This is a genomic window from Geoalkalibacter ferrihydriticus DSM 17813 (assembly GCF_000820505.1).
Lineage (GTDB): Bacteria > Desulfobacterota > Desulfuromonadia > Desulfuromonadales > Geoalkalibacteraceae > Geoalkalibacter > Geoalkalibacter ferrihydriticus.
The window spans coordinates 82063-96882 of sequence record NZ_JWJD01000002.1; the positions used below are offsets into that span (position 1 = coordinate 82063).

The window sequence follows — 14820 nt, forward strand, 5'->3', positions numbered from 1 at the left end:
CAGGCCTCGAGACGATCGCGGGCCTTGAGGCGCGCATAGCGATAACGTAAGGGACCGTTGACCCNCCTCGCGGTGGGCACAGGCAACGAGATGGGCCACCCAGGCCTCGAGACGATCGCGGGCCTTGAGGCGCGCATAGCGATAACGTAAGGGACCGTTGACCCCGCCCAGGGCAATGCGTCCGTGCAGACGCCCCACCGTCAGGGCCAGATCCACATCGAGAGGGTGCGAAGTTTCATCCCGCAGGGGCGCGAGCTTGGCGACAAAATCCTGCGCCGCGCTGTCGAGATCGGCAAACACCGTCTGTCCCGGCACACCAGGGGGCAGCAAAGCGCGTGCCCGGTAGCGGCGATAGGCCGTTTCGTCAGGGCGTTGCTCAAGGTGATCGCTAATCAACTCCGTCATCACCTGATAGCGCTCCAGCCCCCCTAGCTCCAGAGTCTCGCGCTCTTCCAAAGCCTCTTCCCCGGCGAAGAGACGGATGCCGAGACGCTCTTCGAGAAAAAAGCGCTGCGGATGACGCAAAAAGCGTATCAAACCCTGCACCTCGATCTCTGCCACCGCCTCTGCCGGCAAGGGCAGCGCCGTCGGGGTCAGGACGGTGGAGACCCGGGCGCCGGCGGCACGTGCCGCCAGGGCCTCGCAATTGGCGCGCGCGTAGCTGAACAGCCTGGAATCGGCCGTGAAATACGCTGGATGAAAGGCTTGCAGGGGGTGCATGCAGAGCAGCTGGTCGCGCGCCGGACCCGCGCCCAGGCGAAACCCGCGATCGATACAATCGAGCAGTTCGCTGACCAGGACCGAGGGCGGCGCGATACTGTTGTCACGGGCGTTCTGTCCCACATAGGTGAGGATAAAATAATCGCGCGCCGAAACCAGGGCTTCCAGAAACAAATAGCGGTCTTCGCGGCGCAGGGAGCGATCACCGGGCTGGGGATGGCGGGCCATGAGGTCAAACCCGGCCGGGCGCTCGGCGCGGGGAAAGGCGCCGTCGTTCATGCCCGAAAGCACGATCACCCGAAAGGGGATGCTGCGCATGGGCAGCAACGCGCAAAAGGTCACACCGCCGGCGAGAAATCCCTGGGCGCTCCCGGAGCGCTCCAGCAGTCCGGCGAGATGCTCACGGATCACCTCCAGCGGAAGCGGCTCATGGAAGGCGGCAAGGCGCGAGGTTTCGCGCAGTTCCCGCAGGGCGCGGCGAATTTCCTCGAGTTCCAGTTCGGCCTCGCCGGGGTCGAAAAATTGCGTCAGCAGCTCTTCGAAGCACTCCGCCCATTCCCGAGGCGAGCGGGCCCGCTCAAGGTTTGCCGCAAGATCGAACAGGGCCTCGATGAAATCCAGAAAATATCCCAGGACGCGGGCATCGCCGCCGCTCACCGCGTCCCGCGGCAGAATTCCGGCAAACAGTCCGCCCTCCTCGGGCAACGCGTAGCCCAGAAGCAACCGCTCAAGCCCTGCGCGCCAACTGTTTTCGCCGTAGGCCGGCAGATCCTGGCGCTGCCGATCGGCGGCATCGATGCCCCAGCGAATGCGGGTATCGCGCACCCAGGCACGAACTTGATCCAGATCGGCGGGCGCCAACCCGAAACGCGCGCTTACCGCCGGAGTCTCCAGAATATCGAGCACCTGGGCCGCACCGAAGCGGCTTCCGACCAGGGCCGGCAACTTGAGAAAGGTCTCGACCACCGCACTCTGGGCACGCAGTCCGCGATCGGCAATGCGAAAGGGGATGCGCGGCACCTCCTGATCCTCGCCCTCGAACACCGCGCTGATGTAGGGCGCATAGGCCTCGACATCGGGGATCATCACCAGCACGTCATTGGGCCTCAGATCGCCGTGGCGCGCAAACAGATCGAGCAGCTGATCATGCAGAACCTCCATTTCGCGCAGCGGCCCATGGCAACAATGCACCTGCACGGAGCGATCGCCTGCATCGAGAGTCAAGAGCGGGGCGTTGCCGTCAGGCCGGTCGCGCAGCAGCAGAATGTCGCTTTGCAGGGCGTGCAGCAGGCTGTCCTCACAGGGTTCGCTGAAGCACTGATGCTCCTCGAAATCCAGGCGATCCAGCAACAAACGGAAAAAATCACGCCCCAACCCGCCCAGGGATGCCAGCAGCGGATGGCCGCTGCCCAGATGAAGATCGGCGGCCAGATAATCGTCGAAACTGAGTTGTTGCTTGCGTTTGGCCGCTTCGCGGGCGGAGACGATATCGCCCCAGTATTCGCGTGAAGGATTGAGCAGGAACAGATTGACATCGAGATGCGCGGACAGCGCCTCGAACACCGCCAGGTGCATGGGCGGCATGGCGGGAATGCCGAATACCGCCACGCGGTGCGGCAGATGCGCGGTGGGAAAGTCGCCGCCCCGCGCCGCAGCGAGAAAATCATGCAGGATGGCCGCCTTATGCGGGCCGGCCGACGGAGCGGCGAGTTCGCGCCAAAGTTGCGCCTGCCAGGCCTGTTCGGGCTCCTCCGACCTCCTTTCCCAGGTGCGCAGCAGATCCGGCCGATACACCGCATACTGGTCGAAAAGGTCGGCAAGCCGTCGGGCGAATTGATAGGATTTGAGCGGATCGGCGGACGCGCCGAAATAGGCACGCACCGGAGCGAACTCCGGACCTTCGAGCAAGTCGGGCAGGCGCGCGAGGATCCGCCAGGTCAGGGGCCCGGGATCGAAGAGGGATTTCTCCGCCAAATTGGGCAACGCCGCGCGAAAAGATTCCCAGATAAAGGCGTTGGGAAAGGGAAAGCTGCGATGATCATTGGCCCACACCCCGAAGCGCTCGGCCAGGCGCAGGGACAGCCAGCGCTGCATACCGCGGCTCTGCACGACGATGATTTCCGGCGTCAAAGGAGAAGCCGCCGAGGCCTGCACCACCTGAGCCAGCTCATCAAACAACAGCTCCAAGCGGTTGCTGAGAAACAGACGAAAAGCACTCATAAACGACACCGCGGATGTGGAGATCAAACCGGTTGGGCGAAAAGGCTTCTAAAAATGCAACTGTTCAGCATGCACCGCAGGGTACGGCGGCATCGCGTGCGGCAAAAACTCACCTGCGGCTCAAACATTTGCCGCAGCACTCAACCGCCNACCGCAGGGTACGGCGGCATCGCGTGCGGCAAAAACTCACCTGCGGCTCAAACATTTGCCGCAGCACTCAACCGCCGCACCCTGCGGTCCTGTCAGACGTTGCCACTGAATAGTTACCTGAAAATGAGCTTAGTGGAGTTCGCGACAGAAAAGGTCAGAAAGTTCAGAAAAAAGGCTGGGCAAAAAGCGTAGGGGGCGCAACCTGCTGCGCCCCCATCACGACATCATCTCAATTTTCGGCCATGAAATGGCGCTCGTACATATCTTCAAGCTCTTGCAGATGGCGGGTTTCGTCATTGAGCAGTTTTTCAAAGAGTTTGGCCATGGGTGCGCCTTCGCAGCCTTGCATCATCTTCTGGTAGAAATCGATGGCGTGTTTTTCCAGATGGATGGCAAAGGCCAGTGCCTGACGCGCATCGGCATCGGGACTGAGTTCTTTTTGGTGCAGAACATAATCCAGATTCATGGTTGGAACCGGCCGCTCCATGGCATGCTCACCTTCAATGGTCCCCTCGACCAGAGCGCGCTCCAAGGCATGCTTGTGTTCAAGCTCATCGAGAGCGGCATCTTTGAGGACCAGGCGCGCCTGCTTGTTTTTGAGCTTGCGCATAGCTTCCAGATAACTGCGGAAGCCGTCGTTTTCCATTTTAACCGCCGCTTCGAGGGCGGCCTCATAGGTATAACAAGCTTTGGCTTTGTTGGAACTCATGGCGTATCCTCCACTCAATAGATGACAATATAGCCGTGTTTTTCAGCGATGCGGGAGATTTCCAAAACGTCCTGAATGCGGTACTCGCTGCCGTCGAGGCAAAACAGATAACTGCCGTCGTCCTGCTTTTCAGCTTTGTCGACCAGGTACTCAAACATGGCTGTCTTTATCGTTTCCATGTCGATATCTCCGCCAAGGTTTTGTTTTTTCTAGCACAGTTAAGTCGGAGGAACAAGTATATTGTATACTGTTCACCGGCACAGCGGCGCAATCCTGTGGGTGGTCAATGGGGAGCCCGTCCGCAACGACAGGGGGCATAAACCGCCAGGCAATCCGCGACCGACAGCCACCCTAAAACATCTTCTCAAAAAAAAGAATTGCTCCTTACTGAAAAGGCTTCAAAAGCAATTCGCCAAACACGAAAACTCCAAATAAAAAATTTAAACGTTGTTACCAAAACATTTTTTTTAAAAATTTAATGGCAAAAAGATCAATCCCATTTCAGCGGTTCAATACCACAAATTCCACCCTAGACCCGCTCAGCCCTTAAAAAAAAGCGCAGAATCCTACCATCAAAGCCCGACATCTCTACCCAAAAGAGTAAAAAATAACCCCTTGACCTTTGTAAAACACTGTATTATTTTTCCTTCCAAAATCAATCAAAACACCTCATCAGCAAGCTGCGCAAAACCTCGGATAAAAAAATGGGGAGCTGACGGAGTTTCTTGCAAAGGAGTTCAAGGTGCCGGCCCGAGAAAAAGAGAGCTACAGCATCCGATCCGTTGATAACGCCCTGGCCCTGCTTGAAGCCCTCAGCGAAGAAGATGAGGAACTCAGCCTGTCCCGCCTGAGTGAGCGCATGGGACTGAACAAGGCGAGCGTTTTCCGCCTCCTTGCAACCTTCGAACGCCGGGGCTATGTCGAACGCCGCCAAGGATCGCGCGATTACCAACTTGGACCCTCGGCCTATGAAATCGGACAAAAACTTCTGTCGCGCATGGGGCTGCTTCGCAAGGCCCGACCCATTATGGAAAAACTGGTGCGCGAATGCGACGAAGCAGCCTACCTGGTGGTTCGCCGCAACGGCGATGCCCTTTTTCTTGACATGGTCGACAACATTCAGCAGGTCAAGGTTGTCTCGCTGGTCGGGCGGCGTTTGCCGCTGGACAGTTGCGCTGCGGGAAAAATCTTTCTCGCCTATGACGACAGTGACGAAGGAATGCAAGAGCAGGTGCTGAAAGAGGAACTGGAGGGGATTCGTCGGCAGGGCCATGCCGGCGACTGCCACGGCATCGGCGAGGGCGGTGCCTGCCTGGCCGTGCCCCTGCTGGATGCCGCCGCGGATGTTGTGGGAGTTCTTGCGCTGGTGGGTCCGGAATTTCGCATGCCGCAGGAGCGCATTGAAAGCCAATTGCTGCCGGCTCTGAAAACCGCCGGCGAAGTCATTTCTTCGAAACTGGGCTACCTGGGCTATTCCCTGCAAAAAACTCACTGAGAAAAACAAGGCGAACCGCTTAAAAACCCGGACGACAAGGTGCGGACAACGAGAAATGCTAGCGCGCGATGGAATCGAGCTTGTAGCGAACCCTGAGGGTTTTCATCAACATATTGACCCCCCTGAGAGCATCGCGCAAGCGCTCGCGATCGCGAGGGCTCATCAACTCAGGGTCAACATGGTTATCGGGTTCGCTCCCGCTGGCGAGGGCGCGCAGTTGCCCCTCAAGGCGCAGACGCATGAGATAGGTAAAAGACTCCTGAAGGATCTGGGCGTCGCGAGCCGAAATGATGCCGCGCCTGCCGAGCTGTTCGATCTTATCCCAGGTCGTTCCGCTGGAGATTCCCAACTCCAGCGCCAGCAAACTGACTCCTTCGGTCAGGGCAAAGCTCCCGGATTTTTTAATATCGACGGTCCCCCGGTGCTCACCCCGCCGCTCCACGCGGATGCGTCCGAACATTCCGAGGGGCGCACCGAAGCCCTCGATGTGCCGGGCCATATAGGGAAGATACAAAGTATTGCGCTGAATACAGGCAAACACATGGTCATGCAACGCCTGCTCCAGAGAAGTGTCGCCATAGAGCGCCCGGAAATCCTGAAACATACTGAAATTAACCATACTTTCAGGACGGGGCACGGCGATCCACCGCTCAAGGCGTTTACGCCAACCCGAGAGACTGTGACACCACTCAGGATTACTGGCAAGAGTGTTACCGGGGCAACGCGGAATCCCGACTTCCTCAAGAGCATCGACCAAACGCCTGGCAAAGGCTTCAAGCTGAGGCAGCCTCTCACGCGGAAAATCATCCGCATAAACCATGGCACTGTCCTGGTCGGTGCGCAGTGTCTGCTCACCGCGCCCTTCACTACCGAGAATAAGGTAGGCTGCACCCGGCGGCAGACCGATGCCCTCTTCGTTCTCCATCAAGGCGATGATGCGCAACGTGAATGCATCGTTGAAATGGCAGATGAGCTGCACCAGACTTTTTGTGTCGGCGCCCCAGCGGGCCGCGCTGCCGATGGTTTCGAGTATTCGCTTATTGATGCCGCTCAACTGGCTGACAGAGGTCGAAGATTCGATTTCACGTGTCAGGTAAAGAGGACTGCGGGTCTGAAGGCCGAGCAGGTCGGTATCCGTAATGACCCCAAAGATTTTTTCGTTTTCATCAATAACGATTACGCGATGGATGTTGTGCTTGGCCATTTTAAAAAGGACATCGTAAACATAATCCTTTCGCCTTGTGGTGACCAGATCAGTTTTCATGATGTCCCTGGCGAGAAACCCGCCGACATTACCGCCGGACCGCGCGATCAGGTCACGCAAATCCCGGATGGATACGATGCCGACGGGAACAGCCTCCTCGACCACGACCAGACCCGAGATATTGTGTTCGCTCATCTTTCCGGCAACGTCGACGACCGTCTCTTCAGGCCCACAGGCTACAACCGGCCCTTTACACAGAGTGTCGGCGTGGAGATAAAAAAATCCGTCTGCTCCAACCTCAGAATTCGGCATGGCAACCCCGTTAAAGAAAAGGACACCGAGAGACACAAGAGGGCATTTTTCCCTGTTTTGCGTCAGGATGCAATCGAATCTCAAGGAAACAGCACCCCTCAATCATCACCAAAAGTTGGAACAAACACTGGTTTCCTGACAGGCATCCACCTAAACGAAAAAACCAAAAATAAAAAATAAATAAACATTTCGGCAACCTGGAATTTTTTTTCATAAAATAAAAACACGGTTTTATTTTTTTGTTGACCTACTGTGGGTTTTTGGAATATGTTTTCGCCTAGGTTTTCAAAATATCGTTTTATCAAATTCGCTGAACTGAAATGCTGGTAAGAATTTTTCATCCATCAGGTTTGATGCACATGAGAATTTATGTGGTATTTTTGAAATGGCATTTTACTGCGTCCCGCATGGGGAAGCGAAATTCGCACAGAATTGCCACCATGGAGGCGATTTCGGTGCTCGGATGATGAGGTGAATCGGTAAACGTGGAAACAAATTTTGGAGAAAGGGGAAGACATGACATTGGCTAAATCTTATGTCACTTAGAACAATCGGCATCAATGTTTTGATTCACGTCAAGGCTTCGCTGGCAATCATTATTTTTTTTGCTACACAGAGAGGAGGCTTTCATGGACAGAAGTGGTAAAGCATATTGGCACGCAGTCTTGAAGCTGGTTGGGGTCATACTGGCCATATGGGCTTTGGTCTCCTACGGCTTCGGTATTATTTTTGCCTCGGCCCTCAACAACATCCACATCGGTGGCTATCCATTTGGATTCTGGTGGGCGCAGCAGGGCTCAATGTACGTATTTATCGTTCTGATCTTCGTTTACGCCAAGTTGATGGGCAATCTTGACAAAAAATTCGACGTTCACGAGCAATAAGGGAGGCGACACTCAATGGATCTGCAAGTACTTACATATCTCGTCGTGGGTGCCACCTTTGCGCTCTACATCGGCATCGCCATCTGGGCCCGCGCGGGCAGCACCAGCGACTTCTACGTTGCAGGCGGCGGCGTCAACCCCATAACCAACGGCATGGCCACTGCGGCGGACTGGATGTCCGCGGCATCCTTTATCTCCATGGCCGGCCTCATCTCCAACATGGGCTACGGCGGCGGGCTGTTCCTCATGGGTTGGACCGGCGGCTACGTTCTTATGGCCTGCCTGCTGGCCCCTTACCTGCGCAAGTTCGGCAAGTTCACCGTGCCGGCCTTCATCGCCGATCGCTATTATTCCAAAGCCGCGGCAGCCACGGCGGTTATTTGTCTGCTGGTCGCGTCGATCACCTATATCATCGGCCAGATGACGGGTGTCGGCGTCACCTTTTCGCGTTTTCTCGGTGTCACCAACGAGATGGGGATCTACCTCGGCATGGGTATCGTTTTCTGCTACGCGGTCTTCGGCGGCATGAAGGGCATCACCTACACCCAGGTTGCGCAGTACTGCGTGCTGATTTCTGCCTACACCATCCCGGCCATTTTCATCTCCTTCCAGCTCACCGGCAATCCCATCCCACAGTTAGGCCTGGGCGGGTCTCTGGTGGGTGAGGACGTCAGCCTGCTGGCCAAGCTCGATCAGGTCGTCACCGACCTCGGCTTCAGCGAGTACACCACGGCTATCCCCGGCAGCAAGCTCAACATGTTTGTTTACACCATCTCGCTGATGATCGGTACCGCGGGTCTGCCCCACGTTATCATCCGTTTCTTCACCGTGCCCACGGTCGCAGCGGCGCGCTCTTCCGCCGGCTGGGCGCTGGTCTTCATCGCCATTCTCTACACCACCGCACCCGCGGTGGCCGCCATGGCCCGCATGAACCTGCACGCAACCGTCAACCATGCGGTTATGGACGGCGGCGACATGTTCGCGCCCGAAAACAGTCTGATTTACGAAGAGCGCCCGGCCTGGATGGAGCGCTGGGAAGTCACCGGCCTGCTGCGCTGGGAAGACAAGAACAACGACGGCCGTATCCAGTACTACAACGACAGAACCACCAATCCCGAAGTGCTGGCCAATGTTGAGCGCGCCGGCTGGGCCGGCAACGAGTTGACGGTCAACGCCGACATCATCGTTCTCGCCAACCCGGAAATCGCCCTGCTGCCCAACTGGGTCATCGCCCTGGTTGCCGCCGGCGGTGTCGCCGCGGCGCTCTCCACCGCAGCGGGCCTGCTTCTGGCGATCTCTTCGGCAATCTCCCATGACCTAATGAAGAAAATCTGGTTCCCGGACATGAGCGAAAAGGCTGAACTGCTGTCCGGTAAAATCGCCATGGCCGGCTCCATCGTCGTCGCCGGTTACCTGGGTCTTAATCCGCCAGGGTTTGCCGCGGGAACCGTGGCCCTGGCCTTCGGTATCGCCGCGTGCTCGATCTTCCCGGCGCTCATGATGGGTATCTTCAACAAGAACATGTGCAAGTACGGCGCTATTGCCGGTATGAGTGCCGGTCTGCTTGTCACCCTGTTCTACGTGTTTGCTCACAAGGGTATCTTCTTCGTCCGGGGCACGGAGTTCGTCGGGCTGATCGGCGGGCCCAACTCCTTCTTCGGCATTACCCCCGAGGCCTTCGGCGCCATCGGCGCGCTGATCAACTTCGGCACCGCCTATGTAGTGAGCAAGTTCACCCCGCCGCCGCCGGATCACATCCAGCACATGGTCGAAGACGTGCGTACACCGCGCGGCTCTAAGTCCATCACCGGCGCCCATTGATCGTGGAGCCACAGTGCTGATCAGGATATGATGTCTGATCACCCGACCCCGCCGGCCACCCCGGCGGGGTTTTTTTCCACAATTTTATTGATTGATTCGACAGGGTCGGGTAAAAGAACGGCAGGTGGTAACTATTCAACTGCAATGCCTATTCGCAGCTCAGGCCGCGGCGGTTGAATGCCGCAGTCTATGTCTAGGCCGCAGGCGAGCTTTTGCCGGAAGAGATGCCACCACGGCCTGAGGGTCATGCCAAGCAGTTGCCATCAATGATAAGGGAGAGTGTTTCAGAATGGCTTTTGATGCCGGTATCGTCTTAATTTGGATTTTGTTTCTTGCGTTGTTCCCCTTGGCGTTTTTCTGGTTACGCCGGGCCTGGAGAATTTTTGTCAAGCGCGACTACTCGGAGGTCGCCCTCAAGCGCGGAGAATCTCCGCCAAACCCGAAGAAATGGGCCCCGGCGACGGGGATCCTCAACTTGTTCGCGGGCGCGATCGCACTGTGGATCATTCTCGGCGTCCCCTTGTGGGTCGCGACCGGAATCAGCATCGGGCCTTTTCACGAATTTGATGTATGGAGCGCCGTGGCAGGCTCGACGATCTGGATCAAAATCTTTGCCGATTTCATTATCAGCCGTCAAGCGCACCCCTTTACCCTGGGCAAAAAAAAGAAGAAGTGAACCTCTTCGTCAGCAACCGCAGCCACAATTGTGGCAGACGACCTTGTCGCTGCCTTCAGGCTCAATGGTTTCCGGAGCGAAGGCAACGCGGTTGATGCCGCGCTCTATATCCTCCACCAGGTTGAGATTGGCGCTCCGACCGATAATGTGGCCCAGGCACATGTTGCCGATGCCCTGTTGTGGACAACGGATCCGCACACTGTTGAGCAGATCGCCATAGCCCTTGATGTCCATGGTGACACTGCCATCTTCAACCTGACGCAGAGCAAAGCCCAGGGATGCCAGTTCCTGAGTACAGTGCGCAAAAAACGCCGCAAGCTGCTGTTCATCCCAAGCCTTGCGCCATTCATCGTGCTTAAAACTGCGGCGATAAAACGCGACAGTAAGAGTCTTTTCAGCCATTCCGACCTCACTTATCCATTCAGCGTTGATTATTCTGCGGCTCACCCAGGGCGCCACCGCTGGAGGGCTCAAGCATTTCGATTCCAGGCAGAGCCTCAAGTGCTGCACCTTTGAGGCTTATGCGCTCGATCTGCATTTGCTCGATGCCTTCACGGCCGGGCCGCAAGAGAGTGATTGCCGCGGAACTACCCACCGGCCCCCATAAATGCCGGCTCACCACTTCGGCGAAATCACTGCCGCGCAGAGGAAACCCGTCAACGGCGATGATAAGATCACCGGGCAGCACTCCAGCAGCGGCAGCAGGAGAGTTCTCGACCAGCGCCAGGACCACTAATTCCCCCGTTGAGGTGGGCACCACCTGCAAACCTATCCCACCCCATGACTGTTCCTGCGCGGCCCACCCAGGCAGGGATGCTCCTGCTGCAAGGAGCACGACGATGAGCACCCTCGGCCACAGCCTTGTGAATCGCGTCACAGCGGTTCCCTCAAAGTTGGTGAATCCAGGTCAGATCGCCCGCCCCTTCGCGCAACACTTCAATGCGGTCTCCGATCAGGCTGATGACGCTGGAGGGGTCGCCACGCAGTATGCCGCCGTCAATGACGATATCGAGCATGCGTCCGAGCTTCTCTTCGATATCCAGGGGATCATGGTAGACATCCTCGCCGGAAATATTGGCGCTGGTGGTCACCAGGGGGTGCCCAAGCTCGCGCACGATGGAGAGCGCAATAGGGTTTTCGGGAATCCGAATCCCAACGGTTTTCTGCTTGGTCACCAGACTGTCAGGCACTATGCGCGTTGCCTCCAGAACAAAGGTGTAGGGCCCGGGCAGATGACGCTTCATGATTTTAAAGGCAAAGTTGCTGACCTGGGCATAGTTGGCGACATCAGACATATCCGCGCAGATAAAAGAAAAGGGCTTGCGCAGATCGCGTTTTTTGATCTGAAAAATATTCTTCACGCCCTTTTTATTGAAAATGTCGCAGCCGATGCCATAGGTGGTATCGGTGGGATAGGCGACTACGCCACCTTGTTTGAGGGTCTCAACCACCTGGTGAATCAGTCGTGCCTGAGGATTTTGCGAATTAATTGAAAGAACCATGAGGACACTCCATCAAAAAGGCCGTGGTGTGTTGTGCGAACGAAACTTCCATATTTTAACACATGAGACTAATTTACCGATGGACTTTTCAGAGGAGAAATTTAAGTTCATCGATCTTGCGTAAAGACGCATAAATCCGGGTGAGTTGATCGAAATTCTCCAGGTGCACCCGCACTGTGACCGAAAGATAGTTGCCCTTGGTGCTGGCCCGTGTCTTAACGGCGTCCTCGGCAATGGGAACGGTTTCGGCGACTGCACGGCGCACCTTTTCAATGAAAATCACACTATTGGGCCCCATGGCTTTGAACAGGTGATCGCAGGGAAAATTCAACAGATCTTCGGCACGGGGCTGCTCAGGCATTATCAATCTCTATTCGAAAACCGGTATGGCCAAAGCCCCCGGAGTTACGTGGCGTTTCGTCCAGCAAAGGCACCTCTCGCAGACTGGCCTGCAACACCCGCGCGATGACCATTTGCGCAATACGGTCACCGGGCTTGAGATGAAAGGCCTCCTGCCCGTGGTTGATGAGAATAAGGCTGATTTCTCCACGATAATCGGCATCAATGGTTCCTGGAGAGTTCACCAGAGTGACCCCGTGTTTGAGGGCAAGGCCGGAGCGTGGCCGTACCTGCCCCTCGTACCCGGGAGGAATCGCCAAAGCCAGCCCGGTCGGCACCAGGATCCGCGCACCGGGATCAAGCATCAGGGGGGCCGGGATCGCGGCATGAAGATCCATGCCGGCAGCCAGATTCGTCATATACCGAGGGAGTACCGCCTCGGAGCGCAAGACCTGAACAGGAATATCAATTTTGCTCATTTAGTTTTTCCGAATGATTGACAAAAGCGGTTTCTTAACCTTTGGCCGCGCCCCCTCAAAAAAAAAAGGCCCTTTCCTGGAATCTATCCCAGGAAAGGGCCTGCACGGATTTGAAACAGGAAGCTCAGCCGACCCCAGGCGAAACGAAGAGGCGACACCAGGCCGCTTTCATCCCACCCGTCGCGGAGCTTGAATCCTTATTCCGCCAAGCTCTGGCCCAGGGCCTCTTTGCGTGAAAGCTTGATTTTTCCCGACTTGTCGATACCGATGCACTTAACCAGTACCTGATCACCTTCTTTGAGAATATCGGTTACATTCTGGACCCGCTCTTTGGCCAATTCTGAGACATGAACAAGACCATCGGTGCCAGGGAAGATTTCAACAAACGCACCGAACTCCATGACTTTACGCACGGTGCCCATATACAGTTTGCCGACTTCAGCCTCCTGCGTCAGATCGCGAATCATCTGAATAGCCTGCTTAGCGGCCTCGCCGTCGGAAGAGGCAATATGGATACGCCCGTCGTCCTGGATGTCGATGGCGCAACCTGTCGCCTCAATAATCGCGCGCACGTTTTTGCCGCCGGTACCGATGACGGTGCGTACCTGATCGCTTTTAACTTGAATCGTGGTGATACGCGGCGCGTAAGGCGAGAGATCACCGCGAGGCGCCTCAATGGCCTTGGCCATTTCTCCGAGGATGTGCGTGATGCCTCCCCGCGCCTGGGCCAGGGCTTGCTTCATGATGTCCTTGTTGACTCCGGTGATCTTGATGTCCATCTGCAGAGCCGTCACGCCGTCAGCCGTGCCGGTCACCTTAAAGTCCATATCACCGAGGTGATCTTCATCACCAAGGATATCGCTGAGCACAGCGACATCGTCACCTTCCTTGATCAATCCCATGGCGATGCCGGCGACCGGTTGCTTCACAGGCACACCGGCGTCCATAAGTGCCAGGGAGGAGCCGCACACCGAAGCCATCGACGAGGACCCGTTGGATTCAAGGATGTCGGAAACAATGCGAATGGTGTACGGGAAGTCCTCATGCTTGGGCAGAATTTTCGCCACGGAGCGCTCGGCCAGGTAACCATGGCCGATTTCGCGCCGCCCGGGGAACAGGCGCATACTCGTTTCACCGACGCAGAACGGCGGAAAATTGTAATGCAGGAGGAACTTCTTGAATTCCATGCCCTGCACGTTGTCCATGCGCTGCTCATCGACAGCGGTACCCAGGGCCGCCGCCACCAGAGCCTGGGTTTCCCCACGCGTGAACAGGGCGCTGCCGTGGGCGCGAGGCAGCAGGCCGATATCGCAGGAAATGGGCCGTACGGTGGTCGTATCACGGCCGTCGATGCGCACCTTGTCGTCGAGGATCATGCGGCGGACCACACGCTTCTCCACCTTCCCGATCAGCCCGGAGATTTCATCCGCACGCTCAGGAAACTCTTCGGCAAGAGATTCCTTTACGGAGGTTTTAATTTCAGCCAGCGTCGCATAACGCTCTTGCTTGGTCTGGATTTTCATGGCAGCAAGAATCTTGTCGGCCGCCAGTTGATTGACTCGTTCCTCAAGCACCGAATCAACAACGGGCGAGGCAAATTCACGCTTGGCATTCCCAACCATCTCACGCAGTTTGATCTGCGCGTCGATCAGTGGCTGGAGAGACTGATGACCAAAGAAAATGGCCTCCAGCATTTCTTCCTCGGAAAGGAAGTCGGCCTCCCCTTCGACCATAATTACCGCCTCACGGGAGCCGGCGACAGTGATATCCAAGTCACTCTCTCCCATTTGCTGCAGGGTCGGGTTGGCAACGAAATTGCCGTTGACGCGACCGACGCGCACAGCGGCAATGGGACCATTGAAAGGAATATCGGAAACCTCGACGGACGCCGAGGCGGCAACAATGGCCAAGGTGTCGGGATCATTGATCAGATCAGCGGAAATAACCGTTGGCATAATCTGGGTTTCATACAAGTAACCCTTGGGGAACAACGGTCGCATGGGACGATCGATAAGTCTGCAGATGAGAGTCTCACGCTCGGACGCGCCGCGCTCACGACGGAAAAAGGACCCGGGGATCTTGCCGGCGGCGTAGAATTTTTCCTGATAGTTGACAGTCAGGGGGAAGAAATCCTGGCCTTCGCGCATTTTTCTGGCCGACACCACAGTGCACAGCACTTTGGTGTCACCGTAAGTGATGACCACGGCGCCATCGGCCTGCCGCGCCATTTTTCCGGTTTCGATCGTCAGGGGTTGTCCGTTGAATTCAATTTCTACCTTGTGATGAGCCATTCATGTTCTCCTTGCAAA

Annotated in this window: 13 protein-coding genes and 1 pseudogene; 4 read left to right on the forward strand and 10 right to left on the reverse strand. The window is 56.6% G+C overall.

Annotated features, from left to right (window positions below; genetic code table 11):
* Positions 1-42 precede the first annotated feature (42 nt).
* The 3 genes and pseudogenes from recC to GFER_RS19110 all read right to left on the reverse strand — a co-directional run.
* Positions 43-2940, reverse strand: a pseudogene (gene recC, locus GFER_RS06610) (exodeoxyribonuclease V subunit gamma); the annotation flags it as partial.
* A gap of 379 nt (positions 2941-3319) precedes the next feature.
* On the reverse strand, positions 3320-3799 hold the full coding sequence (locus GFER_RS06615; RefSeq protein ID WP_040097736.1) for a ferritin family protein: 480 nt from the start codon (positions 3797-3799) through the stop codon (positions 3320-3322).
* A 14-nt stretch (positions 3800-3813) separates the two neighbouring features.
* The gene (locus tag GFER_RS19110) at positions 3814-3978 is read right to left on the reverse strand and encodes a hypothetical protein (protein ID WP_167334948.1); all 165 of its coding nucleotides are present in this window, start codon (positions 3976-3978) and stop codon (positions 3814-3816) included.
* Positions 3979-4541: 563 nt separating this feature from the next.
* Here GFER_RS19110 and GFER_RS06620 point away from each other — a divergent pair.
* Complete coding sequence (locus GFER_RS06620; protein WP_040097738.1) at positions 4542-5294, forward strand: IclR family transcriptional regulator; 753 nt, start codon at positions 4542-4544, stop codon at positions 5292-5294.
* A gap of 58 nt (positions 5295-5352) precedes the next feature.
* On the opposite strand, the gene GFER_RS06625 is transcribed toward GFER_RS06620, so the two are convergent.
* Positions 5353-6810 (reverse strand): putative nucleotidyltransferase substrate binding domain-containing protein, encoded by a 1458-nt coding sequence (locus GFER_RS06625; RefSeq protein ID WP_040097741.1) that lies wholly within the window; start codon positions 6808-6810, stop codon positions 5353-5355.
* 629 nt (positions 6811-7439) lie between these two features.
* Here GFER_RS06625 and GFER_RS06630 point away from each other — a divergent pair.
* From GFER_RS06630 to GFER_RS06640, 3 genes are all read left to right on the forward strand, one after another.
* A complete protein-coding gene (locus GFER_RS06630) occupies positions 7440-7694 on the forward strand; it encodes a DUF4212 domain-containing protein (protein ID WP_040097743.1) in 255 nt (84 codons plus the stop codon).
* Positions 7695-7709: 15 nt separating this feature from the next.
* The gene (locus tag GFER_RS06635; protein WP_040097746.1) at positions 7710-9515 is read left to right on the forward strand and encodes a sodium:solute symporter family protein; all 1806 of its coding nucleotides are present in this window, start codon (positions 7710-7712) and stop codon (positions 9513-9515) included.
* Positions 9516-9804: 289 nt separating this feature from the next.
* On the forward strand, positions 9805-10191 hold the full coding sequence (locus tag GFER_RS06640; protein ID WP_040097748.1) for a hypothetical protein: 387 nt from the start codon (positions 9805-9807) through the stop codon (positions 10189-10191).
* 9 nt (positions 10192-10200) lie between these two features.
* Here GFER_RS06640 and GFER_RS06645 read toward each other — a convergent pair whose 3' ends face one another.
* The 6 genes from GFER_RS06645 to pnp form a co-directional block, all read right to left on the reverse strand.
* Positions 10201-10593, reverse strand: a complete 393-nt coding sequence (locus GFER_RS06645) for a hypothetical protein (protein ID WP_040097750.1) — start codon at positions 10591-10593, stop codon at positions 10201-10203.
* Positions 10594-10612: 19 nt separating this feature from the next.
* Entirely contained in the window at positions 10613-11068 is a 456-nt protein-coding gene (locus GFER_RS06650; protein WP_082047929.1) for a PDZ domain-containing protein, read from the reverse strand.
* 10 nt (positions 11069-11078) lie between these two features.
* A complete protein-coding gene (locus GFER_RS06655) occupies positions 11079-11693 on the reverse strand; it encodes an L-threonylcarbamoyladenylate synthase (protein ID WP_040097755.1) in 615 nt (204 codons plus the stop codon).
* A gap of 88 nt (positions 11694-11781) precedes the next feature.
* The gene (locus GFER_RS06660) at positions 11782-12054 is read right to left on the reverse strand and encodes a YbeD family protein (protein WP_052446095.1); all 273 of its coding nucleotides are present in this window, start codon (positions 12052-12054) and stop codon (positions 11782-11784) included.
* Positions 12047-12511 (reverse strand): dUTP diphosphatase, encoded by a 465-nt coding sequence (gene dut / locus GFER_RS06665; protein WP_040097757.1) that lies wholly within the window; start codon positions 12509-12511, stop codon positions 12047-12049. The genes GFER_RS06660 and dut overlap by 8 nt, the downstream gene beginning before the upstream one ends.
* 197 nt (positions 12512-12708) lie before the next feature.
* The gene (gene pnp, locus GFER_RS06670) at positions 12709-14802 is read right to left on the reverse strand and encodes a polyribonucleotide nucleotidyltransferase (protein WP_040097759.1); all 2094 of its coding nucleotides are present in this window, start codon (positions 14800-14802) and stop codon (positions 12709-12711) included.
* Positions 14803-14820 lie beyond the last annotated feature (18 nt).

Coding starts and splice junctions, on each gene's coding strand:
- GFER_RS06615 (WP_040097736.1), bottom strand. CDS start 3,799: ATGAGTTCCAACAAAGCCAAAGCTTGTTATACCTATGAGGCCGCCCTC.
- GFER_RS19110 (WP_167334948.1), bottom strand. CDS start 3,978: ATGGAAACGATAAAGACAGCCATGTTTGAGTACCTGGTCGACAAAGCT.
- GFER_RS06625 (WP_040097741.1), bottom strand. CDS start 6,810: ATGCCGAATTCTGAGGTTGGAGCAGACGGATTTTTTTATCTCCACGCC.
- GFER_RS06630 (WP_040097743.1), top strand. CDS start 7,440: ATGGACAGAAGTGGTAAAGCATATTGGCACGCAGTCTTGAAGCTGGTT.
- GFER_RS06635 (WP_040097746.1), top strand. CDS start 7,710: ATGGATCTGCAAGTACTTACATATCTCGTCGTGGGTGCCACCTTTGCG.
- GFER_RS06640 (WP_040097748.1), top strand. CDS start 9,805: ATGGCTTTTGATGCCGGTATCGTCTTAATTTGGATTTTGTTTCTTGCG.
- GFER_RS06645 (WP_040097750.1), bottom strand. CDS start 10,593: ATGGCTGAAAAGACTCTTACTGTCGCGTTTTATCGCCGCAGTTTTAAG.
- GFER_RS06655 (WP_040097755.1), bottom strand. CDS start 11,693: ATGGTTCTTTCAATTAATTCGCAAAATCCTCAGGCACGACTGATTCAC.
- GFER_RS06660 (WP_052446095.1), bottom strand. CDS start 12,054: ATGCCTGAGCAGCCCCGTGCCGAAGATCTGTTGAATTTTCCCTGCGAT.
- dut (WP_040097757.1), bottom strand. CDS start 12,511: ATGAGCAAAATTGATATTCCTGTTCAGGTCTTGCGCTCCGAGGCGGTA.
- pnp (WP_040097759.1), bottom strand. CDS start 14,802: ATGGCTCATCACAAGGTAGAAATTGAATTCAACGGACAACCCCTGACG.